Source organism: Rhodococcus sp. ARP2, from assembly GCF_001029585.1.
GTDB classification, from domain to species: domain Bacteria; phylum Actinomycetota; class Actinomycetes; order Mycobacteriales; family Mycobacteriaceae; genus Rhodococcus_F; species Rhodococcus_F erythropolis.
This window is the reverse complement of sequence record NZ_LEKE01000011.1, coordinates 98,229-120,360: the sequence shown is the minus strand read 5'-3', so window position 1 is coordinate 120,360 and position 22,132 is coordinate 98,229. Positions and strand designations below refer to the sequence as shown.

24 protein-coding genes are annotated in these 22,132 nt (G+C 63.0%); 7 read left to right on the top strand and 17 right to left on the bottom strand.

The features are described 5' to 3' along the window. Positions 1–46: 46 nt before the first annotated feature. From ABX74_RS02760 to ABX74_RS02745, 4 genes are all read left to right on the top strand, one after another. On the top strand, positions 47–298 hold the full coding sequence (locus ABX74_RS02760; protein WP_172932870.1) for a hypothetical protein: 252 nt from the start codon (positions 47–49) through the stop codon (positions 296–298). Further along, the gene (locus tag ABX74_RS02755; protein WP_223257807.1) at positions 295–627 is read left to right on the top strand and encodes a type II toxin-antitoxin system HicB family antitoxin; all 333 of its coding nucleotides are present in this window, start codon (positions 295–297) and stop codon (positions 625–627) included. Before ABX74_RS02760 ends, ABX74_RS02755 begins: the two co-directional genes overlap by 4 nt. A gap of 98 nt (positions 628–725) precedes the next feature. Next, positions 726–965 (top strand): PLDc N-terminal domain-containing protein, encoded by a 240-nt coding sequence (locus tag ABX74_RS02750; protein WP_020907792.1) that lies wholly within the window; start codon positions 726–728, stop codon positions 963–965. 77 nt (positions 966–1,042) lie between these two features. Next, positions 1,043–1,633 (top strand): dihydrofolate reductase family protein, encoded by a 591-nt coding sequence (locus tag ABX74_RS02745; protein ID WP_047888154.1) that lies wholly within the window; start codon positions 1,043–1,045, stop codon positions 1,631–1,633. Positions 1,634–2,048: 415 nt separating this feature from the next. On the opposite strand, the gene ABX74_RS02740 is transcribed toward ABX74_RS02745, so the two are convergent. The 9 genes from ABX74_RS02740 to ABX74_RS02700 form a co-directional block, all read right to left on the bottom strand. Next, positions 2,049–2,831 (bottom strand): alpha/beta hydrolase, encoded by a 783-nt coding sequence (locus ABX74_RS02740; RefSeq protein WP_047888153.1) that lies wholly within the window; start codon positions 2,829–2,831, stop codon positions 2,049–2,051. 200 nt (positions 2,832–3,031) lie between these two features. Beyond that, on the bottom strand, positions 3,032–3,547 hold the full coding sequence (locus tag ABX74_RS02735; RefSeq protein WP_047888152.1) for a DUF1990 domain-containing protein: 516 nt from the start codon (positions 3,545–3,547) through the stop codon (positions 3,032–3,034). Beyond that, positions 3,547–3,906, bottom strand: a complete 360-nt coding sequence (locus ABX74_RS02730) for a VOC family protein (protein ID WP_020907798.1) — start codon at positions 3,904–3,906, stop codon at positions 3,547–3,549. The genes ABX74_RS02735 and ABX74_RS02730 overlap by 1 nt, the downstream gene beginning before the upstream one ends. Positions 3,907–3,916: 10 nt before the next feature. Next, positions 3,917–4,558, bottom strand: coding sequence for a ScbR family autoregulator-binding transcription factor (locus ABX74_RS02725; protein WP_019748499.1), 642 nt, complete (start codon positions 4,556–4,558; stop codon positions 3,917–3,919). 159 nt (positions 4,559–4,717) lie between these two features. Then, the gene (locus tag ABX74_RS02720) at positions 4,718–5,638 is read right to left on the bottom strand and encodes a HAMP domain-containing protein (protein WP_007729850.1); all 921 of its coding nucleotides are present in this window, start codon (positions 5,636–5,638) and stop codon (positions 4,718–4,720) included. Between the two features lie 145 nt (positions 5,639–5,783). Further along, complete coding sequence (locus ABX74_RS02715; protein WP_047888151.1) at positions 5,784–6,530, bottom strand: cobalt-precorrin-6A reductase; 747 nt, start codon at positions 6,528–6,530, stop codon at positions 5,784–5,786. Between the two features lie 23 nt (positions 6,531–6,553). Continuing rightward, complete coding sequence (gene cobM, locus ABX74_RS02710; RefSeq protein ID WP_047888150.1) at positions 6,554–7,303, bottom strand: precorrin-4 C(11)-methyltransferase; 750 nt, start codon at positions 7,301–7,303, stop codon at positions 6,554–6,556. Continuing rightward, on the bottom strand, positions 7,300–8,583 hold the full coding sequence (locus ABX74_RS02705) for a bifunctional cobalt-precorrin-7 (C(5))-methyltransferase/cobalt-precorrin-6B (C(15))-methyltransferase (protein ID WP_047888149.1): 1,284 nt from the start codon (positions 8,581–8,583) through the stop codon (positions 7,300–7,302). The genes cobM and ABX74_RS02705 overlap by 4 nt, the downstream gene beginning before the upstream one ends. Continuing rightward, positions 8,580–9,341 carry an SDR family NAD(P)-dependent oxidoreductase gene (locus tag ABX74_RS02700; RefSeq protein WP_020969664.1) on the bottom strand — a complete coding sequence of 254 codons (762 nt, stop codon included), beginning with the start codon at positions 9,339–9,341 and terminating at the stop codon, positions 8,580–8,582. The genes ABX74_RS02705 and ABX74_RS02700 overlap by 4 nt, the downstream gene beginning before the upstream one ends. Before the next feature lie 30 nt (positions 9,342–9,371). Here ABX74_RS02700 and ABX74_RS02695 point away from each other — a divergent pair, with 30 nt between their 5' ends. Continuing rightward, positions 9,372–9,797 carry a PPOX class F420-dependent oxidoreductase gene (locus ABX74_RS02695; RefSeq protein ID WP_019748505.1) on the top strand — a complete coding sequence of 142 codons (426 nt, stop codon included), beginning with the start codon at positions 9,372–9,374 and terminating at the stop codon, positions 9,795–9,797. Here ABX74_RS02695 and ABX74_RS02690 read toward each other — a convergent pair whose 3' ends face one another. After that, a complete protein-coding gene (locus ABX74_RS02690) occupies positions 9,798–10,934 on the bottom strand; it encodes a M24 family metallopeptidase (protein ID WP_047888148.1) in 1,137 nt (378 codons plus the stop codon). 37 nt (positions 10,935–10,971) lie between these two features. On the opposite strand from ABX74_RS02690, the gene ABX74_RS02685 reads away from it, so the two are divergent. Further along, a complete protein-coding gene (locus ABX74_RS02685; protein WP_047888175.1) occupies positions 10,972–11,937 on the top strand; it encodes a 5'-3' exonuclease in 966 nt (321 codons plus the stop codon). Positions 11,938–11,941: 4 nt separating this feature from the next. On the opposite strand, the gene ABX74_RS29820 is transcribed toward ABX74_RS02685, so the two are convergent. The 7 genes from ABX74_RS29820 to pafA all read right to left on the bottom strand — a co-directional run bounded on the left by ABX74_RS29820 (position 11,942) and on the right by pafA (position 20,559). Further along, positions 11,942–12,775 (bottom strand): DUF4333 domain-containing protein, encoded by an 834-nt coding sequence (locus tag ABX74_RS29820; RefSeq protein WP_080945669.1) that lies wholly within the window; start codon positions 12,773–12,775, stop codon positions 11,942–11,944. A 52-nt stretch (positions 12,776–12,827) separates the two neighbouring features. Continuing rightward, entirely contained in the window at positions 12,828–15,539 is a 2,712-nt protein-coding gene (locus ABX74_RS02675; protein WP_021344319.1) for a DEAD/DEAH box helicase, read from the bottom strand. A gap of 48 nt (positions 15,540–15,587) precedes the next feature. Beyond that, a complete protein-coding gene (gene tatC, locus ABX74_RS02670) occupies positions 15,588–16,616 on the bottom strand; it encodes a twin-arginine translocase subunit TatC (protein WP_019748510.1) in 1,029 nt (342 codons plus the stop codon). 73 nt (positions 16,617–16,689) lie between these two features. Continuing rightward, positions 16,690–16,965, bottom strand: a complete 276-nt coding sequence (tatA, locus tag ABX74_RS02665) for a Sec-independent protein translocase subunit TatA (protein ID WP_003944836.1) — start codon at positions 16,963–16,965, stop codon at positions 16,690–16,692. A gap of 134 nt (positions 16,966–17,099) precedes the next feature. Next, a complete protein-coding gene (locus ABX74_RS02660) occupies positions 17,100–18,077 on the bottom strand; it encodes a helix-turn-helix transcriptional regulator (RefSeq protein ID WP_021344321.1) in 978 nt (325 codons plus the stop codon). Beyond that, positions 18,077–19,090, bottom strand: coding sequence for a helix-turn-helix transcriptional regulator (locus tag ABX74_RS02655; RefSeq protein WP_046378583.1), 1,014 nt, complete (start codon positions 19,088–19,090; stop codon positions 18,077–18,079). Before ABX74_RS02655 ends, ABX74_RS02660 begins: the two co-directional genes overlap by 1 nt. A 110-nt stretch (positions 19,091–19,200) precedes the next feature. After that, a complete protein-coding gene (gene pafA / locus ABX74_RS02650) occupies positions 19,201–20,559 on the bottom strand; it encodes a Pup--protein ligase (protein WP_007729869.1) in 1,359 nt (452 codons plus the stop codon). Between the two features lie 144 nt (positions 20,560–20,703). Here pafA and ABX74_RS02645 point away from each other — a divergent pair, with 144 nt between their 5' ends. Continuing rightward, the gene (locus tag ABX74_RS02645) at positions 20,704–22,122 is read left to right on the top strand and encodes a phosphatase PAP2 family protein (RefSeq protein ID WP_021344323.1); all 1,419 of its coding nucleotides are present in this window, start codon (positions 20,704–20,706) and stop codon (positions 22,120–22,122) included. Positions 22,123–22,132: the final 10 nt, after the last annotated feature.

The window sequence follows — 22,132 nt, the reverse complement described above, 5'->3', positions numbered from 1 at the left end:
GCACTCCGCTGACCCACGGTGATACTAGATGCAGTATCAATATTGCATGGGGAAGAGAGACAAGCTGCTCGCGCAAATGCGGACCGCGCCGCAGAACGTCACCTACGACGAACTGTTCGCACTCTGCATCGATGTCTTCGGTCAGGCCAGGCAGAACGCCGGGTCTCACGCCAAGTTCCAGACGCCGTGGCCGGGACCACGCATCAACATTCAAAAGGGTTCGGGCGGTAAGGCCAAGCAGTACCAGGTAGGGCAAGTTCTGGCAGCAATCGAACGCATGGAAGGAGAATCGCGGTGATCCCCGCAGTGGAGCACTACACATACCGAGTCGAGTGGTACGAACCCGACGGAGAGTTCCTGGGAACCTGCACGGAGTTCCCTGGCCTGTCGTGGCTCGCGGATACTCAAGCAGCCGCCCTCGACGGCATCCGTACAGCGGTGGCCGAGACGCTCGCGGACATGGCAGAGACAGGTGAGCGGATCCCCGAACCGCTGAGCGAGCGCGGATATTCGGGCAAGTTCCAGGTCCGGATCACCCCGACTTTGCACCGCAAGCTGGCACGCGCCGCCGCCGAGGAAGGGGTTTCCCTCAACGCGTTGATCTCCGAACGTCTCGCGTCCGCGTGATCGACGGGGTACCGAGGGAAGGTCGATCTCGCACTAAGCCCAAGCGCTGGAGCGTGTTGTTCCAATCAAGTCACAGCGGTTGAAAGGGATTTGTAAGCGTGAACGAATCGATCCACAACCCCACCATTCCGCTTTGGGTGGACATCACCTTCACCGTCTTCGTTCTTGCCTGGATCTTCATCACGATTAGCGCGCTCGTGGCGATCGTGCGCACCGACTTCGACCGCTCGGGCGGCAAATTCTGGTGGTCGGCACTGGTGATCGCGGTGCCTGTACTCGGTGCGCTCGTCTGGTTGCTGTTCGGTCGACCCCCGCGTGACTCCAGGTCCCGAACCTGATCTACACCGACGGCCCGGCAGTAGTCTGAGTACGGTCCGGTGCTGTCACTCTGCGCGTATCAGGGGAGAACAACGAGATGAGACCACTTCGATACTCGATCAACGTCACCCTCGACGGCTGCTGCCATCACGAGGCGGGGCTCCCACCCGACGAGGAGTCGATGCGCTACTGGACCGCTCAGATGGAACGCGCCGATGCTTTGCTGTTCGGCCGGGTGACCTACGAGATGATGGAGTCGGCGTGGCGGAAGCCTGCAACGGGCGCGTGGCCTGACTGGATGGACGAGTGGGAGATCCCGTTCGCCGAGGCAATGGACCGGGCGAAGAAGTACGTCGTGTCGAACACGCTGAGCGGGGTCGATTGGAATGCCGAACTCGTGCAAGGCGACTTGGGGCCAGCAGTTCAGCGACTCAAGGAGCAGCCCGGCGAAGGCCTGTGGGTTGGCGGCGTGACACTCCCCCTGGCATTGGCAGACCTGGGACTGATCGACGAGTACGAGTTCGTTGTGCAACCGGTCCTTGCCGGACACGGACCGACGTTGCTCGCCGGTCTGCACGAGCGCATCCGACTCGAACTCGTCGATCGCCACGAGTTCCAGTCGGGTGCAGTCGCCGTGCGATATCGGCCCACTCAAATACCGCCCCCGGGTCAGGTATCGGACGGGTAGTCGACGCATGGCTGGACATGCGCGGTTGAAACACATGTCGTCGCCTCAGTTCGGACGCGAGAAGAGTTTCCAGTCTTGTTCGGTGTTCGGTATTGACCGGATACTCGGCACATCACGAGCATTAGCCACCGAAGTTCTCCGGACAATCCTCGACGAGATCGAAGTATCGAACTGGATCACGAACAAGGTCGTTCCGCCCGGCGGACCGTAAGGACCACTCGTCGCTATCGAACACTCTGGCCCCTTATTCCACGGGCACTGCACCTCGAGCTGTAAGCACCCCCGGTCGAGGGCCATGCTAGCGCGCACCCTCGCGCGCCTCAGTAAAAATGGCCAAGCTGGACGGCTACCGGCGAGCGAAGGATCGAAATCGCATCGGCGTCCGACACAGGCCGGACGCCGATACGTGTTCACGTCAGCTCACAGGAGCGCCACCGCTCCCGCCGAGGTGGCGGGCGAAGAACCGAGCCGAACTGTCTTGCTCGTAGTCGGGCACGGGATAGTGCCTGCCCGAGTAGGCGTGCAGCGTCTTCTCCTTCGAGCCGAAGGCATCGAACAACGCCACCCCTGACGTGCGGTCGTAATCCTTGTCGTCCCAAGGGATCCGGTACTCGACCGGGACCGTGAGCTTTCGTGCCGCTTCGATGAGGGAGTCGTCCACAAAAACTCCCCCGAAGCTCACGGCAGCGATCCTGGATTCGACCGGGGCCAACATCAGCCCGGTCACGACCCCTAGCGACACGCCGCCGAAGCCGATCGGAGCGTCGGCGTCGACGTCGGGCAGTGTTTGCAGAGCGTCGATGGTCGCCTGCCATTCCGGCACTGCACGCTCCGCCAACGATCGGTTGTACTCGACGACGATCGGGGCGATCGGCTCGTGGGCCGCCCTAGCCTGGTGGATCGCCTCGACCCACTGTTCGTCCTGTGTGTTCCGCGGCCGGTCGCCGTGTCCGGGCGCGTCGATCGCGGCGACTGTGAACCCGTGAGAGCTCACACTGTGGAGTGCGCTGGCAACCAGTCCTGGTGCCTTCTTGTGCATGCCGCCGGAGTGCCCGGACAGCAGAAGGGGTGATTCGACCGATCCGGACGCGGGTGACCAGAGCACACCGGTGATGTCGTCCAGAATGAAATGGCGTTCGACGACCCCGTTCAACGTCGTCTCGGAAGTGAATTCGATGGTCTGAGAATTGGATTGCATGGTGTTACCTTTCGGGATGCCTACTCGAGGCGCTCCCGGCGACACCTACGTCAATCGCCGATCCGTGAACACGAGTGGGAGCACCCACATGGTTACAGCGTTCATGGGTCTCACCTCCTGGCGTGTTGTCACGGTCTCGCACAAGCTATCAACCCGAACCGAAGCTCGTCCAATCATTTTTCCAGCGCGCCCGACCGCGGTCATACCCGCGATCGGTCGACGCTCGCGCGGACGGCACGGATGTAGCGGCGCGTCACAAACGCCTGAACTCGACGTCCGATCGGAGCGCCGAGACGTACCCACCACGTTCCAGGCTTGGAGAATGCGACGATCTCGATACGAACCGCTTGGCTGGTCTCGTCGAACTGGACGACAAACAATTCCTCCCCGCATTCGGGGTGGCCTGCGCGGGTTCCGTACGCGAAGCCCTTGCGATTGGCGTCGTCGACGACATAGACGATCCGAACCGGGATAGCCACCGGGCCGAGTCCGAAAGTCGCATCCTGACCTGCCACCGCGGTCGGGGCTGCCGTACGGACGGTCAGACCGGCTCCGCGGTGCATTCCCCATTCCAGGACGGTACGAGCTGCGACCTCGAAATCTTCACGTCCGGATCCGACGGTCGCGCTCTCGTGAACGTGGTGATAGCCAGCGGGGAGAACGCCTGACGTTGCGCCCACCTCGAGGTACGTCAGTCCGCCCGGGCCGGACGCCATCACTGCTCGCGTCGGTGGCTGAGGATGTTGATCACGTGACCGTCGGGGTCGGCAGCGAAGAACCTGCGCACACCCCACGGCTCCTCGGTGACGGGATAGACGATCGTGTCGCCGCGTTGCACTGCGGCCTCGTACGCCGCATCGAGATCGTCCACCTCGACGGAGACGTCCGGCACGACGGGCGCATGCGCGTCGTGCGTCATGACGCTGATCTGCGAGGACGGATCCGTCGGCGAAGCCAACGTCACGATCCACCCGTGATCCATGACAACTTCGAGGCCCAGCACTTCGGTGTAGAAGCGCTGCGCGGCCTCGAGCGAACTACTCGACAGATCCGAAACTATCCGCGTGACGGCCATGTCCCGCAGGCTACGCCGCCGCCGGAGTCCACCGCGACTTGACGAGGCGCTCGATGTCACCGGAAAGTTCGTCGCTGACGATTCCCGGAAGCAGGATCTGCCACATCTCGTCGACACGATCCGGAAGGTCCGAGCGTCGAGTGAGAACGTTCGAAACCAGCTGTACCCCGGTGAATGCCGAGGGCATGAACCTGCCGAACGATTCTGCGCTGACCGATTTTCGGATTTCACCTTCCGCCTGAGCTCTGGCGGTGAGATCCGTGATTGCCGAGATCCATTCGGCGTACGGTTCCACCGGCCCCTCGTACGTGCTCAGTTCCAGCGTCAGGCGAATGCCCGCGCGAACGATCGGCTCGTCGACAATCTGACGTGCCATTTCGTGCGTGAGCATGATCATCTGTTCCAACGGGTCCTTGCCCGTCGCGGAAATCGCCTGCACCGATTCGATCGAGAGCCGATGCTGTTCGGCAATGATGAATTGCGCGAGCTCGTCCTTCGACGCGAAATGGAAGTACAACGCGCCCTTGGTAGTACCGGCCCCCGAGACTATGTCGGCCATGCTGGTGCTGCCGTAACCAGTCTTCTCGAACTGCGCGGCCGCGCCGGCAACGATTTGCTGCCGAGTCAGCTCGGCGCGTGCTTGCTTGACCACTGAATCCCTCTCGTCCTCCAAAGGCCCCCGCCCAGCAAACCCCACGGTTCGCGCCACACTCCAGCTATACCCAAAAACTTCACAATTGCCCCACATTACCAGCGCTCCTTCCATTGCTTCAATTACGAATGCAACAAAGGCGCTGGTCAGACGTCCGATTTAGAGGGAATCTCCTCTCCCCAACGTGCTTTCGTCAACCCGCGCACGGTCCACCAACTCTCCGACGAGGAGCGTCAACTCCATCATCTGGTCCGTGATTTCCTCACGCAACTGCGTTGCATCTGCCTCGGAAATCGCGCCGGACTTGGTATCGAAAGACATCAACAACTCGATATTGGTGCGAAGTGCAGTCAACGGAGCCAGAAGGTCCTGGCCCGCTTCGGTGATCAGACTTCTCTGGCGCGCCCGCGATTCCGACAACGTCCCGAGCATCCGATTGAAACTGACTGTCAACGACGCCAACTCGTCGTCGCCGGTCACCGGAATCGGCGCAAGATCATCCGTTTCGGCAACCCGCCGCGTTGCCGCAGTGAGTCGCGCAATTGGCCGTAATCCTGTGCGTGCCACAGCATCTCCGGCCGCGTAAGCGAGTGCGATACCGGCCGCCCCGAGTGCCGCCAACACCACTGCGAGTCGCTTGAGGACCGAACGGGTCGGCCCCAAGGATTGGGCGACAACCAAAGTTTGGCCCGCAACCGAGGGCTCGACAAGAATTCGATACGCATCGACGGTTGCGATCGTCTGCGACGAATTGCCGTCTGCGATCGACCTGATGGCGTCTGCGCTGGTGCTGAACGGCGGCAGACCGGGAGTCGCCGTCACCAATGCGCCGTCGGCAGTGAGAAGCCCCACCGCCTGGATGACCGCTGTATCCGCGCCGGCCGTCAATCCCAGAACCGGTGTGACACCGCCGAAATTGACGGTGTCGGTGATCGCGTCACTCGTGCGCTCGAGTTGTCGATCGACGTTGCCTTGCAAATACGCGTTGAACACGATGTACACCGCCGACGCCGACACGATCACCGCGATCGCCACCAGGCCTGCAGTCAGCAATTTCACGCGCGCATGGAGCGTCCGCACGTGAATTCCCGATGGTTTTCGACGGCTCATTCCGGGAACCGACACTCTCATGCGCGGTCCCGCAGTGCGGCGTCGAAAGATCCCAACATCCCTCCAGTATGGTCACGGAACCTTAGACGAACCTGAAGCGAACGCGATGTCGGCCTCACAGCGCCGTTCCACTACCGAAAGCCGTGAGCCAGTCCACCGCCCCGGCTTCGGTGTCGAATGCCGGAGCGGTCGCCGGGATCGGTGGTCGTTCGACGACGATCACCGGGATCGACAATTGCCTGGCGGCGGCGATCTTTGCGTACGTCTGCTCGCCGCCACTGTTCTTGGTGATCACGACGTCGACGCCGTGAGTTCTCATCAGATCGACTTCCGCTTCGACGTCGAATGGGCCACGTGCGAGCAGCAATTGCGAATGAGGCGGCAATGTCCCTGAAGGCGGATCGATGGAACGCACGAGAAACGAGACGTTCTTCACGCGGTCGAACGCCGAAACTCCTTGCCTCCCGATCGTCAGAAAAGCGCGTGAGCCGATCGTCGGCACCAATTCTGCGGCGTGATCGAGATCGCGTACCGGAAGCCAGGTGTCGCCGGGTTGCTCGCGCCACGGGGGGCGTCGATACATGGCGTACGGAACGGAATTTGCGCGGCACGCGTCGAATGCATTTTTGGTGATGCGAGCGGCAAACGGATGTGTGGCGTCCAGCACTGCACGAATATCGTTGGCCGACAACCACTCCGAGAGCCCGTCGGCTCCCCCGAACCCACCGATGCGCACTTCCCCCTCCGGCCATCGAGGATCACGAACCCGGCCGGCCAGCGATGTGACAACTTCGAGGTCGGCTGAATCGGCCAACCGAGAAGCGATCACTCGACCTTCACCCGTGCCGCCGAGCAAGAGCACGCGACGACGAGTACCCGTCGGGGTCAGTGTGTGCTTCTCTCACGCGCCGCCGAGTAGAGATAGCTGTCCGGGAATCCTTCAGCAGTCAACACTCGGCCCACGATCACAACGGCCGTCTTCGTGATGCCGGCTGCATGAACAAGTTCGACGATCGTCTTCAAAGTGCCTCGAACAACGATCTCCTCGGGCCGCGAGGCGAAGGCGACGACCGCCACCGGGCAGTCCTCGCCGTAATTGTCGGCCAACTCGGATGCGATCTGTTCGATGCGATGAGCGCCGAGGTGAACCACCATCGTTGCGCCGCTGCGGCCCAGGGACCGCAGATCCTCGCCCTCCGGCATTGCCGTCGACAAGGTGGAGACTCGGGTGAGAACAATGGTCTGCGAGACGCCTGGGACGGTCAGCTCACGCCTCAGCGCTGCGGCGGCCGCGGTAAATGCAGGAACACCGGGAATCATGTCGAAATCGACACCCGCGGCGTCCAGGCGACGAGCCTGCTCGGCTACCGCGCTGAAGATCGACGGATCACCGGAATGCAGACGCGCGATGTCCAGCCCGGCCGAATGCGCTTCGACAAGGATCGCGGTGATCTCGTCCAGGCTCAGGCGAGCAGTGTCCACGACCTGCGCCCCGACCGGGCACCACTCGAGCAACTCCGCCGGGACAAGGCTGCCGGCGTACAAGCACACAGGGCTCGCAGCGATGATGCGTTGCGCGCGGACAGTGATCAGATCTGCCGCACCGGGACCCGCACCGATGAAATGAACGGTCATTGTGTGGATTCCTCCGGCGTATCTGTGCCTGCGCCTGCAGACGGCTGACTTTTTGTGACGGACCATTGGACCACCGGAAGTTGCGGTCGCCAAACGTTGAACGCGCCCAAAGGCTCGGCGCGCTGCACCTGAAAGCGTCGCAGCGTCCCACCCTGGCGACTCATCCAGCCGAGCAGCAACGATTCGGACTCGGCGGTCACGGCGTTGGCAACCAGACGCCCGCCCACGCTCAACTGCTCCCAGCACGCTTCGAGCATTCCCGGTTGCGTGACGCCGCCGCCGACGAACACCGCATCGGGACGCCGAACCTCTTCCGCAAACGCCTCGGGCGCGGTCCCTTTCACTGCCAACGCAGGCACGCCGAGATTGAGTGCATTGGCACCGATCTGCGATACCCGGCTCGCCACTTTCTCGAATGCTGTTGCAGTGCAACGCGGGTGGGTTCTCATCCACTCGATGGCGACGGTGCCCGACCCTCCGCCGACGTCCCAGAGGTGTTCTCCCGGCGCCGGTGCGAGTGCACACAACGTCAATGCGCGGATCTCCTGCTTGGTCATCTGACCGTCGCCGACAAACGCAGCATCCGGTAGACCCGGGATTCGAGTCAGCCGCAACGGATGATCGACCGAGATGCACTCGACGGCCAGAACGTTCAACGCGTCCACGTCCTCGTCCGCGTGATCCCACTCGTCCGCCACCGTGACGGTCCGCGATTCCTCGGCCCCGCCCAGCTGGGCCAGTACAGTCAGAGTCGATCGTCCGAAGCCCGCGCCGGCCAACAGACGTGCCACCTCCCCCGGTGTCGAGCGCCCGTTGCTCAGAACCAAGAGGCGCGCGCCATCGACCACTGCCGCCAAGACGGTCGCCGAGTCTCGGTTCACCAGGCTCACGATGTCGACCTCGGCCGATGCCCATCCCATTCGCGCGCTCGCCAACGCCACCGACGACGGGTGCGAGATCACTCGCACGTTGTCCGCGCCGAGCAGCCGGACCAACGTGACGCCGAGGCCGTGGAACATCGGGTCACCGCTGGCGAGCACACATACTTTGCGGTCCGCGTTCTCGGCGAACATCGACGGCAACGCCGGAATCATCGGAGACGGCCAGGTGAGCCTGGTGGGCGCACGCCGTGCCCCGAGATGTGCCGCCGGGACCAAGTCCAGCTGGCGCGGCGACCCCATCAGGACCTCCGCACCGAGGATTGCACCCTGCGCGCTCTCGGACAGCCCTTCCCAGCCGTCGGCGCCGATGCCGACGATCACCACCGGGTGTGCGGTCATCGCGGCATCCGGCGCCAGATCGTCTGAGGCAGAAGCCGCATGACGAAGAACACCGGCTGCAGAATTCGCGGAACCCACACCCGAGTCGCCCCGGAGTTCAGTCCCCGTACGACGGCGTCGGCGACCTGCGACGGAGTGCTCGACATCGGGGCAGGCGACATTCCCTCGGTCATCTTCCCGATGACGAACCCTGGCCGTACCAGCATCAACTGCACGCCCGAACCGTGCAGCGCGTCGCCCAGACCGCTGGCAAAACCGTCCAAGCCGGCCTTTGCGCTCCCGTAGACGTAGTTGGCGCGGCGAACCCGAACGCCGGCGACGGACGAGAACACCACGATCTTTCCGGTTCCCTGTCGGCGCATGATCTCCGCGAGGTGCGTGAGGATGCTGATCTGCGCCACGTAGTCGGTGTGCACCACCGCGACCGCATGCGCCGCGTCGGTTTCGGCACGCGCCTGATCGCCGAGAATTCCGAAGGCCAGCACTGCAACCGAAATCCGACCGTGCTCGGCGACTACGGCCTCCAGGAGGTCTCCGTGCGTGTCGACGGCGTCGGCGTCGAACTCGACGGTGGAGACGCCGACCGCTCCGGCGTTCCTGAGCATCTGCTCCTGCTCCGACAGCTCGCCGCTGCGTCTGGCAGCCAGAACGATGTTGCGGCCCGGCGCGAGCCTGACCGCGATCTCGAGGCCGATCTCACTTCGTCCGCCGAGGAGCAGTACCGTCTCGATGTCATTCACGTTCGCACCCGCAGTCACCGCTCCAGTGTCCTGGATTACCGTCGTGGCATGACGCTCACCCCCTCCACCACGCCGTCGGCACAGCAGACTCTCACCGAAGACGGGCTGAAGTTCGTCGGTGAATACCACCTCGCGACACTCACGACGTTGCGTCCGAACGGCACCCCACACGTCGTGGCCGTCGGGTTCACCTGGGACCAGGAAGCCGGAAAGGCGCGCGTGATCACCAGCGGTGGTTCACAGAAGGCGATAAACGCAGCGCGTGGCGGATACGCCGCAGTCAGTTCGGTCGACGGTGGTCGCTGGCTCACGCTCGAAGGGCCGGCACGCGTGCTCGCCGACGAGGACTCGGTGGCCGACGCCGTTCGGCGCTATGCCGAGCGGTACCGCCAGCCACGGGTCAACCCAGCGCGCGTGGTCATCGAAATCGACGTCACCCGCATCCTCGGGTCCGCGGCGTTCAAGGAAAGCTGATCAGCCGAGGACAGTCAGGCCGTGCGGACGGTTGTTGAACGACTCGCAACCGTCCGCGGTCACGACGACGATGTCCTCGATACGGACACCCCAACTGCCGCGGAAGTAGATTCCCGGTTCGATGCTGAAGGCCATACCTTCGACGAGTTCGATGGTGTTGCCCTCGACGATGTACGGCTCCTCGTGCACGGACAGCCCGATACCGTGACCGGTGCGGTGAACGAAGACCTCCGCAAGACCTTGTGCGGCAAGCACTTCGCGGGCGGCAACGTCGACGGATTCTGCGGATACTCCTGGCCGCACCGAATCGACGGCAGCCTGCTGTGCCGCTTCGAGTACCGCGAACTGCGCTGATACCTCGGCGGACGGCTGCCCCATGCTGTACGTGCGGGTGGAATCCGAGTTGTAGCCGGGCTCGACCGGTCCGCCGATGTCGATCACCACGATATCGCCGCTCTCGATCACCCGGTCCGAAACCTCGTGATGCGGATCGGCGCCGTGCGGGCCTGATCCGACGATCACAAACGCGGCCTCGGTGTGCCCCTCTTCGAGAATCGCCTCCGAAATTGCCTCGCCCACTTCGGCTTCCGTACGGCCGACGATCAAGAACTCGGCCATGCGGGCGTGAACACGGTCGATCGCCGCACCGGCCCGTCGCAACGCCTCGATCTCGGCGTCGTCCTTGACCATCCGCAATTCACGCAATACGCCGGTAGCGAGGATCGGCAACGCGCCCAAGGTGTCTGCGAGCGGGATCAGGTGCAATGCAGGCATCGCATCCGTCACCGCAACCTTGGCGCCGGTCGGGAGTTGCGCCGCCACAATCGCATACGGGTCGACACCGTCGACCCAGTCGAGGACGGTCAGCCCGAGATCGCCCACCGCCGATTCCTTCAACGACGCCAACTCCAAGCGAGGAAGCACGACAGACGCCTTCGCCGTGTCCGCAGCGATGACCAACGCGGTCAAGCGCTCGAACGAGTCGGCCCGAGAACCCGTCAGGTACCGCAGATCCGGGCCTGGAGTCACCACCAGACCGTCGAGTCCTGCTGATCGAGCCAACTCCGCGGCGCGAGCGATACGTGCGCCGTACACGGCGCTGGAGAATCGGGAATCCTGTTCGGCTGGAGACGTCATGGCTTACAGGTTAGTGCCGACTGGCAGGATGGTGACCATGAGTGGGCCATTGCTTCTCCTCGACGGTGCCAGCCTGTGGTTTCGTGCGTTCTACGCGCTGCCCGAGTCATTCGTCGACCCCGACGGAAGACCTGTCAATGCCGTGCGCGGTTTCACCGACATGGTGGCTTCCCTGATCACCAAACACCAGCCGAGTCGTCTCGCGGTGTGCCTGGACTTGGATTGGCGACCGCAGTTCCGCGTCGATGCGGTCCCGACGTACAAAGCGCATCGCGTCGAAGAAGGCTCTGACGGTTCGTCCGAAGAAGTTCCGGACACGTTGACGCCTCAGGTCGACATGATCATGGACGTGCTCGCAGCAGCAGGAATCGCGACAGCGGGTGCCGTCGGACTCGAAGCCGACGACGTGCTGGGAACGCTTGCCGCCACCGAGCGCGAAGATCTCACCGTCGTCGTCAGTGGTGACCGAGACCTTCTGCAGGTCGTCACCGACGAGTACGTGCCCGTTCGTGTCCTCTACGTGGGCCGTGGCTTGTCCAAGGCAGAACTCTTCGGACCGGTCGAGGTTGCCGAGAAGTACGGAGTACCCGGTGATCGTGCGGGCGAGGCATACGCCGAACTCGCGGTACTGCGCGGAGACGCCTCCGACGGTCTACCCGGCATCAAGGGTGTCGGTGAGAAGACTGCGTCGACGCTGATGCTGCGCTACGGCTCGTTGGCCGGACTTCGCGCGGCCGCAGCTGATCCGGAATCCGACATGGCCAAGGGAATTCGCGCAAAACTCACCTCACCAGAGGCCATCGCTTACCTTGATGCTGCGTTGCCGGTAGTACGAGTGGTTCGCGACGCGGACGTTCAGTTCTCGAAGGACGACCAACTCCCGGCGGCCCCCGTCGATCCCGCACGCTTCGAGGAAGTAGCGGCCTCGCTGAACATCGAGCGCTCGGCCGGACGGCTTGCCGCCGCGCTCGCGGCTGCGGCGGCAGGCCGTTCCGACCAATAGAGCGTCAGCTCGGGCGGCTGACCTCGTACGTGCCGTTGTCGTCGACAAACGTCACAGTCACGTTCGACTTCACACCCGCGATCGAAAGCGTGCAGGTGAACTTGTTGCCTGACTTGACTTCCTGGTCCGCGGGGCACTGAACGTTGCTCACGTTCTTTGCCCCGTAGGACTCGGTGACGATCTTTTCGACGCCGGCCTGAGCCGCGCTCTGATCGAGTGTGTTCTTGCCGAAGACACCGAACACCAGGGCCACCACGACAGCAGCAAGAACGACGAGAACACCGATCGCACCGAAGATCAAAGGCTTCTTCGACTTACCCGACTGGTTTCCGGGCGCACCGGGACTCGGGAACGGCTGAGCCTGGTTCCACTGATTCTGCTGTCCCGGCGCTTGGCCGGGAGCGGCGGCGCCCCATGCCTGCTGAGGTGCGGCAGCAGGCGGCTGACCCCAGGCCTGGGTTGCGTCAGGTGCCTGCTGTTGCCCGGGCTGACCCCACGGCTGAGCGGGAGGCTGCTGCTGGGGTTGTCCCCACGGCTGTTGCTGGCCGGGTTGTCCTTGTCCAGGTTGCTGCGGCTGACCGTACGCAGGCTGACCACCAGGCTGCCCGGGCTGGCCGTAGGCAGGTTGTCCCCACGGCTGTTGCTGGCCGGGTTGTTGACCGGGCTGCGGTGTTTGACCAGACTGACCCCACGGCTGCTGCTGGCCGGGCTGCTGACCAGGCTGCTGCTGACCGCCCGGCTGCTGAGGATTCTGCCCCCACTGCTGCTCGTTCGGCTGCTGCTGATCACCAGGACCCCATTGCCGATTCGGATCGTTCGGTCCGTAAGGCCCGCTCATGTTCGCCTCCCACTCGAAATACCAGTCTGCGAATCAAACCACATAGTTGCGGTCATGCTGCGTCGACAGCAACTACCCCGCGACGAATTGCAGCTACCGCCCGCGCCGCAGTCTTCGCGACGTCGGCATCCGTCGATGTCAGGCGGACCTGATCGAGCAGATCGATCACCTGACGACACCAACGTACAAAGTCACCCGCAGACAACGCACGGCCCTGCACTCCGGCCGCGATCAGTGCGTCGACAAGCGAGTTCTCACTCGCCCAGTGATAAACGGCGGTGACGAATCCGAGATCCGGTTCCCGCGTCGGCGGCAGCTTGTGACGAATCTCGTCCGACCGCAGTTCGCTCCACAATCGTTGAGTGTCGTTGAGGGCGTGACGAAGCGCCGCTGTCGGCACCCGATCAACGGTGTCGCCGTCCCGACGTGATTCGTAGACCACCGAGGAGACAACGGCCGCCAACTCGGCCGGGCTGAGACCTGTCCACGCCCCGGTCCGCAGGCACTCGGCGACCAGAAGGTCGCTTTCCGAGTAGATGCGGCTGAGTCGTCGTCCGGATTCGGTGACTTCGGGCGCTGCTTCGGCAGTCATGTACTCACGCTCTTTGAGTAGCGCAATGATGCGGTCGAACGTCCGCGCCAACGAGTTGGTGGTGGCCGCTGCCTTTTCCCTCATCGACTGCGTTTCCCGGGCCAGTCGGTTGTAGCGCTCACCGATCCGGCTCAGATGTTCACGATCGGGCCAGCTGTGGCACGGATGCGAGCGAATAGCGCGTCGCAAAGTAGCGACCTCGGCGTCTTCGGACGCGCCCGCCTTGTGGCGCTTCTTCCGCCGGGGGGCACTGATCCCGGTACTACGCAATGCCGAGGCCAGATCGCGCCGGATCCTTGCGGTGTGGTGATCGACATGCTTGGGCAGGCGCATCTTTCCCAGAACGTCGGCTGCTTCCGGGAAATCACCCGAGGAGAGTCGGCCGGCCCACTGATCGGCAGTCAGAACCAGCGGACGCGGGTCCTTCGGATCGTTGTCCGGGACGAGGACCACTGCCACCCCGGAATGACGACCGATGGGAATTGCGATCACGTCACCGCGGGCGAGTGCACGGAGGGACTCCACCGCATCTCCGCGTCGGTCTTCGCGGCCCTTACGTTCGAGCGCGCGCTCGCGCGCACTGAGCCGCTCACGCAACGACGCGTACTCGAAGTATTCGCCGTCCGCACCGCCGAGTTTCTCCTGCAAACCCTTCAGTGCTTCTTCGTTCCGCTCGATGCCACGCACCAGGCCGACCACCGAGCGATCCGCTTGGAATTGTGCGAAGGAACGCTCGAGCAGCTTCCGTGAATCGGCCGCGCCCATGCGTTCGACGAGGTTGATCGACATGTTGTACGAGGGGCGGAACGAACTGCGGAGCGGGAACGTCCGGGTCGACGCCAAGCCGGCGACATCCGTGGGCTCGACCCCGGGCTGCCACAGGACCACAGCGTGCCCTTCGACGTCGATGCCGCGTCGGCCTGCCCGACCGGTCAGCTGCGTGTACTCCCCCGGTGTCAGTTCGGCATGCGATTCACCGTTGTACTTGACCAGACGTTCGAGGACCACCGTGCGTGCCGGCATGTTGATGCCGAGGGCCAGCGTCTCGGTCGCGAAGACCGCACGCACGAGACCCTTGACGAACAGTTCCTCGACTGTCTGGCGAAATGCCGGCAACATGCCGGCATGGTGAGAGGCCAGTCCGCGTCGCAGTGCCTTGCACCAGTCCCGATATCCGAGAACTTCGAGATCCTCCTCGGGTAGTTCCCCGGTGTGTTTCTCGATGATGGTGTCGATCTCGCGAACCTGCTCCGGCGAAGTCAGATCCAGTCGGGACCGCAGGCACTGTGCAAGAGCCGCATCACAACCGGCGCGGCTGAAGATGAAGGTGATCGCCGGGAGCAGTCCGGACTGGTCCAGCTGCGCGATGACGTCGGGGCGTGGCAAGGGCCGGAAATCGTTGGAACTCTGGTAGCTGCCACGACGCCCGCGGCCACGCGGCTGCCAGCTCTCGACGCGTTCGAGAGCCTGACGCTGCTTGACGTGGCGAACCAGATCCTGGTCGACGAGCACGGTCTTCGGCCCAGCCGCAGGGTGACTACGGCTGTCGAAGAGATCGAAGATCCGTCGACCGACCATGATGTGCTGCCACAGCGGGATCGGCCGCGTCTCGTCGACGACCACGGTGGTGTCGCCGCGGACGGTTTCCATCCAGGAGCCGAATTCTTCGGCATTGCTCACGGTCGCCGACAAACTCACCAGCCGAACATCCTCGGACAGGTGCAGGATCACTTCCTCCCACACCGCACCACGGAACCGGTCCGCCAGGTAGTGCACTTCGTCCATGACTACGTGCGAAAGCCCGCGCAGTGCCTCGGAATTTGCGTAGAGCATGTTCCGCAGGACTTCAGTGGTCATGACGACCACCGGTGCGTCGGAGTTGATACTCGAATCACCCGTCAGCAGGCCGACCTCGCTCGGGCCGTACCGCTCGACGAGTTCTGCGTACTTCTGATTACTCAACGCCTTGATCGGCGTCGTGTAGAAACACTTGCGGCCCGCCGCGAGAGCCAGGTGGACAGCGAACTCGCCGACCACGGTCTTGCCTGCACCGGTCGGCGCGCAGACAAGGACTCCGTGGCCCGCTTCGAGCGCAACGCATGCCTTCACCTGGAATGGATCGAGTTCGAACTTCAGGCTGGACGCAAACGTGCTCAGTTCACTCTTGTTCATAACCACCTCGTCAGGGTTTCACACGCCGCCGACGTGGTGGCACGGCGCTCAGAGGGTGTCAGTGAAATCCTGACCGGGCGCGTTGTCGCCGCCGGTGTCGGATTTCTCCGCAACCGGAGCCTTGGACTTGGACTTACGTCCGAACAATCCACTCGATTCGGCCTTGGGTTTGGTCGGATTGTCGAAAGCCTCGTTCAGATCGGACGGAGACGAGATGGAGGAAGCTTCCTCGTCGGACAGTGCGCCCCAGTCTTCACCGGCTCGCTTGGCCTTACGTTTGTCGTTGAGGCGAGCGATCTGAACAGCGACCTCGAAGAGAAGCGTCAGGGCCAGCGCGAGCGCCAGCATCGAGAACGGATCCGAACCCGGCGTGGCGACTGCAGCAAATACGAAAAGCCCGAAGATCAATCCTCGACGCCAGGCCTTCAAACGCTCGTACGTCAGAATGCCGGCAAAGTTCAGCACGACGACGAGCAGTGGAATTTCGAAGCTGACACCGAAGATGAGCAGCAGATTGATGATGAAGCCGAAGTACTCCGAACCACTGAGCGCGGTGATCTGGACGTTGTCACCGATGGTCAGGAGGAAGTGCAAAGCCTTCGCCACGACGAGGTACGCCAGGATCGCGCCGAGAATGAAGAGAGCGGCACCGGCGGTGACGAATCCGACCGCGTATCGACGTTCTTTGGCGTAGAGCCCCGGGGTGATGAATGCCCACAATTGGTAAAGCCACACCGGGCAAGCAAGAACGATGCCGGCGGTGAGCGCCACTTTGAATCGCAGCATGAACTGCTCGAACGGCCCGGTCGCCAGCAATCGGCACGCGTCGTCGGTGCTGAGGTTGGCGCGACTCTCGGACGGAAGCTCGCAGTACGGTCCACGAAGCAGATCGCCCAGACTCTCGAGACCGAGTATCGAGTGTGAGTACCAGAAGAAGCCGAACGCCGTGGTGATGATCACGCCGAGGAATGCGAACAACAAACGAGTCCGCAATTCGTACAGGTGGTCGACCAACGACATGGTGCCGTCTGGGTTGACCTTCCGCTTGCGGTTACGCGGATCTAACGGAATACGCACTGTGCATCCTGGTCTTGGTCAGCAGACAACCGGGGTGAACGAATATTTCACCCCGGCTAGAACGCAGTGTGTACTAGAGCGGCTTGACTTCGGTCGGCTGCGCAACAGGTGCTGCTGCACCGTTTGCGACCACCGCGGTGTTGGCCGTCGGCAACTGTGCCGGAGCAGGCTGTGCGACCGGCGCGCTTGCGGGCGCCGCATCGTCGTTCTGCATTTCCTTGACTTCGCTCTTGAAGATGCGGAGTGAACGACCCAGACCGCGTGCTGCATCGGGAAGCTTCTTCGACCCGAACAGAATTACGACGACAACAGCGACAATCAGCCAATGCATCGGCTGCATTGCACCCATAACGACCTCCCATGATCAGATTCCTCGATGCTACCGGACACAACCGGCGCTCGGAGGTGTCAAAGCACTTACTTCAGCTACCTTTTACCTGTTTGTTTCCTGCGAACCCACTGAACGCGGAGTTTCCCCAACTTTTACGAACCGATTACGTCGTAGGCGTCGAGTGCCGCAACGGCCCGATCATGGACTTCGGAGACCAGTTCCGGCGGATGAAGGACCCGAACTCCCTCACCGAATCCCAACACCAGCCTTGCCATCCATTCGAGTGTTCCGAAACTCATCGTCGCCTCGACCGACCCGTCGTCGTTCACGTGCTCGACGTCCATCGGGTAGTAGTCGAGCATCCACACCCACTCTTTGGTGATGAACAACCGTGCTTCCGGAAGGGAACCGTCGCCGCTGAACAACTCGAGATTCGAATCTTCCTCGAGGGCCTGCGGCGGCGGGTCGGCGGGCTCGTCGAGTTGGACGGCGGCATCGATCCGATCGAATCGGAACAACCGCACACCCTCGGCCTGACGGCACCAGGCCTGGAGGTAGCTGTAGTTGTCGACCAACACGATACGAACGGGATCGACGATGCGCTCGGAGACCGCGTCACGCGAGGCCGAATAATACGTCAATCGCAGGGCGGTCTTGTCTGCGAGCGCGGCTCTGACCGTCGCGGCGATCGGGTCTTCGGCGATGTCCGGCGCCGGCGATGTATCCCGGTCCTGACCGATAGCTCGTGCCGCGGCCGAGCCTGCTGCGTCCTCGATCTTCGCGATAGCGCGCTGGGCCGACGACGGATCGACCATGCCCGGCATTTCCACCAACGACCGAAGGGCGATCAGCAATGCCGTCGCTTCGGTAGAGGTGAGGCGCAGCGGGCGATCGATCCCGGCCGAGAACGTGACCTCGATACTTTCCTCGGAGAAGGACAGGTCGATGAGATCGCCGGGACCGTACCCGGGCAGTCCGCACACCCACAGCTGATTCAGATCGGTCATCAGTTGAGTCGTGCTGACGCCGAGTTCCTCGGCCGCCTCGGCGGGACTGATGCCCGGATTCGCGATGAAGTACGGCACGAGGTTGAGCAGCCGTGCCAACCGCGATGACAGTCGATTGCTCATCAGTTGTCCCCCTGTCCGTCATTGCTGGTGGCCAGGCTCGCCGCGGCGGCGCGAAGCTTCGCGACGACCTCAGCACGCAAATCCGGTGGGTCCAACACCAGTGCATCCAAACCGTGACCGGCGATCAACCGAGCGGTCCATTCCCAGGATCGGACGGGAATGGCCAGCACGCTGCCATCACGATCGGTCAGCCGCCGATCGGACGACGACGTCGCAAGCCGCCGAAGCTCATGTGCGCGGCCGTCGGCGACCCAGACCGTGGCGGTTCCGGTGACGACTCCCGATCCGGTCACGCGGTCGACGACCTCGCGAAGATCAACACCTTCGGGTTTGTGAACCGAACCGGCCGGGCCGAACTCCCTGACATCGTCACCGATCCGGGAGAGCCGGAAGGTCCTCACCGCATCACGGTCGACGTCGTGCCCGACCAGATACCACTTGCCGTTGTGCGTAACTACGCCCCACGGCTCGACGGTGCGCTCGGTGAACGGTTCGTTCAACGCGCCGCGGTGCTGAAAATGAACTGCTCGTCCGGCGTCGACGGCTGCAAGCAGCTTGCCGAGCGCGGGCTCCGAACCGCGGGTGCGCGCGGGAATCGCCGTGACCGGCGCGGCACTGACTTCTGAGTCGACCTGGACGCCGGCCGCTCGGAGTTTGAGTAGTGCACTCTGGGCTGCCGAAATCAGTTCCGGCGACTCCCACAACTGCACGGCGACAGCAACCGCAGCAGATTCCTCGCTGGTGAGGTCCACGTCCGGAAGCTCATAAGCGTTGCGATTGATCCGATAACCCTCGACCGTCGAGAACCGTCCTGCCAGACCGGTTTCCAACGGGACACCCAGGTCACGAAGTTCGTTCTTGTCGCGTTCGAACATGCGACTGAACGCTTCGTAGTTCGCGGAATCGTTGTACCCGGCCACACTGTCGCGGATTTTCTCCGCCGTGAGGAACTGTCTGGTGGACAGCAATGCGATCACCAGGTTCATCAACCGCTCGATTTTTGATGTCGCCACGCCGAAATCCTAGTGGCTATCCGATAACCGAACGCGCGCCGGACACTTTCGTGCCCGGCGCGTCGCCGCAAAACAGACCTGCCGTGTTGTCAATCGTGAAAATGGGTGACCTACATCGAAGCGATCAAACGCTCGACACGCTCGTCGACGGAACGGAACGGATCCTTGCACAGCACCGTTCTCTGCGCCTGGTCGTTGAGCTTGAGGTGAACCCAGTCGACCGTGAAGTCCCTGCCTGCGGCCTGGGCTGCAGTGATGAAGTCGCCTCGCAATTTGGCGCGCGTGGTCTGCGGCGGATTCTCGACGGCATCGTCGATCGTCTCGTCCTCGGTGACCCGCTTGACCAAGCCCTTGCGCTGCAGCACGTCGAAGACACCCCGGCCGCGTTTGATGTCGTGGTACGCCAAGTCGAGCTGCGCGATCTTGGGATCGGACAGGTCGAAACCGTGACGGTCCTGGTAACGCTGGAACAGCTTGCGCTTGATGACCCAGTCGATCTCCGTGTCGACCTTCGCAAAATCCTGAGCTTCGACGGCATCGAGGGTGCGACCCCACAGGTCGACTACCTGCTCGACCTGCGGGTCCGGTTCGCGGTTACGCAGGTGTTCGACTGCCTTGGCGTGGTATTCGCGTTGAATATCGAGGGCACTGGCCTGACGACCACCAGCTAGACGGACAGGCTTTTTACCCGTCACGTCGTGGCTGACCTCGCGGATGGCACGAATCGGGTTGTCCAAAGCGAAATCGCGGAACGAAACCCCGGCTTCGATCATCTCGAGCACGAGTGCTGCAGAACCGACCTTGAGCATCGTCGTTGTTTCGGCCATGTTCGAATCGCCGACGATCACGTGCAGTCGGCGGTACTTCTCGGCGTCGGCATGCGGTTCGTCGCGGGTGTTGATGATCGGACGCGAGCGAGTGGTCGCCGACGAGACACCTTCCCAGATGTGTTCCGCGCGCTGCGAGAGGCAGAACGTCGCGGCCTTGGGAGTCTGCAGCACCTTGCCGGCGCCGCAGATCAACTGGCGCGTGACGAGGAACGGCAACAAGACATCCGAAATGCGGGAGAACTCACCGGCGCGCGCGACGAGAAAGTTCTCGTGGCATCCGTACGAGTTTCCGGCCGAGTCGGTGTTGTTCTTGAAGAGGTAGATGTCGCCGCCGATCCCCTCCTCGGCGAGTCTCGCCTCGGCGTCGATCAGCAGTTCTTCGAGCACTCGCTCACCGGCACGGTCGTGATTGACCAACTGGATGAGGCTGTCGCACTCTGCGGTCGCGTACTCCGGGTGCGAACCCACATCCAGGTACAAGCGGGCTCCGTTACGGAGGAAGACATTGGAGCTGCGACCCCACGACACGACACGACGGAAGAGGTAACGAGCAACCTCGTCGGGGCTCAGTCGCCTGTGCCCGTGAAAGGTGCAGGTAACGCCGAATTCCGTCTCGATACCCATGATTCGTCTCTGCACACTTCGACACTACAACCAGAATGCGAGGTTCACCCGTGTACTTCGATCGCGTCGTAAGTCACGACTCGACAACGTCGGGCGGCGGCATAGTGTGACGGTGTGAGCCTTATTCGCCGAAAAGTTGTCCGAAGCGACGTCAAAGTCATGGAAAGCACTGGAGCACTGCGCCCTTCCGTGCTCGACCCGACCATGCGGTTTCTCTCCAGAGCTGCCGATCACGGCGTTTTGTGGATGGTTGTCGCAGCCTTGCTCGCGATGATCGGTGGCCGCCCCAGGAGGGCAGCGGCACGTGGGATGCTCGCGCTGGCAGGTTCGAGCGCGCTGGCCAACGGCATACTCAAGCCCCTCTTCCCCCGCCGGCGCCCACCGGCGCGTGTCTGGCTGAGCCCGAAGCGAGGCGTCGACATTCCGACGTCGTCCTCGTTCCCCTCCGGGCATTCGTCTTCGGCCGCGGCATTCACCGCGGCAGTGGCCATGGAGTCCCCGGCGGCGGGCGCCGCACTCGCACCACTGGCCGCAGCAGTGGCGTACTCACGCGTTCACAACGGAGTGCACTGGCCGTCCGACGTCTTCGCAGGCCTCGCGGTCGGCGGCGCAATCGCTGCCGGCACGCGTCGTTGGTGGGCGGTGCGGGACGAAGAACCCGCCGAACTCGGACCCGAGTGCGTGGTTCCCGCGCTCGCGCGCGGAGAAGGCTTGTTGGTCTTCACCAATCCTGGTTCAGGCTCCGAGGACGACGGGATCGTGGAATCGATTCGAGAACTGCTACCGGAGGCCATCGTCTACGAGTTCGACGCGGACATCGACTTCGACATGCAGATCGATGCCAAGATCCCCGAACTCTCGCCGAAAGCGTTAGGAGTATGCGGCGGCGACGGAACAGTGGTCACGGTCGCGACCGCGGCGACAAAGCACGAGCTACCACTTGCCGTCTTTCCCGGCGGAACGTTGAACCATTTCGCCCGCGACGTCGGGGCGGTGAATGTCGAGGAGACCGCACAGGCAGTCGAGTCCGGTCAGGCGGCATTTGTCGACCACGCGGTGGTGCGCACGGATTCCGGAGTGACTGCACGGTTTCTCAACACAGCCAGCCTGGGCGGATACCCGGACGCTGTGCGTCTGAGGGAAAAGTGGGAACCGCGTTTCGGTAAGTGGCCGGCCGCTGGTGCTGCAATGATCCGGGTTCTCGCAGCGGCAGAGCCGATGACTGTCACCATCGACGGGAAGCGGACCACCATCTGGATGCTGTTCGTCGGAAACGGGCGATACTCCCCCGCTGATCAGGTGCCGATGTCGCGTCCGGAGATGAACCGTGGACTGCTGGACGTCCGCTACTTGCGCGCGGACAAGAAGTTCTCGCGTTCACGCCTGCTGTTTGCTGCTGCCACAGGAACATTGGGCAGCTCGCGGGTCTACGTTCGCGAACTCGTGTCCTCGATGTCGGTTCGAGTGGCCGATTCACCGGTAGCCATCGCCACCGACGGTGAAGTGGTGGCAGACGCGCGCCGGTTCGATTTCGACACCGAACCGGGCGCGGTGGCCGTCTACAGAATCACTCAGTAACTCCAGACCT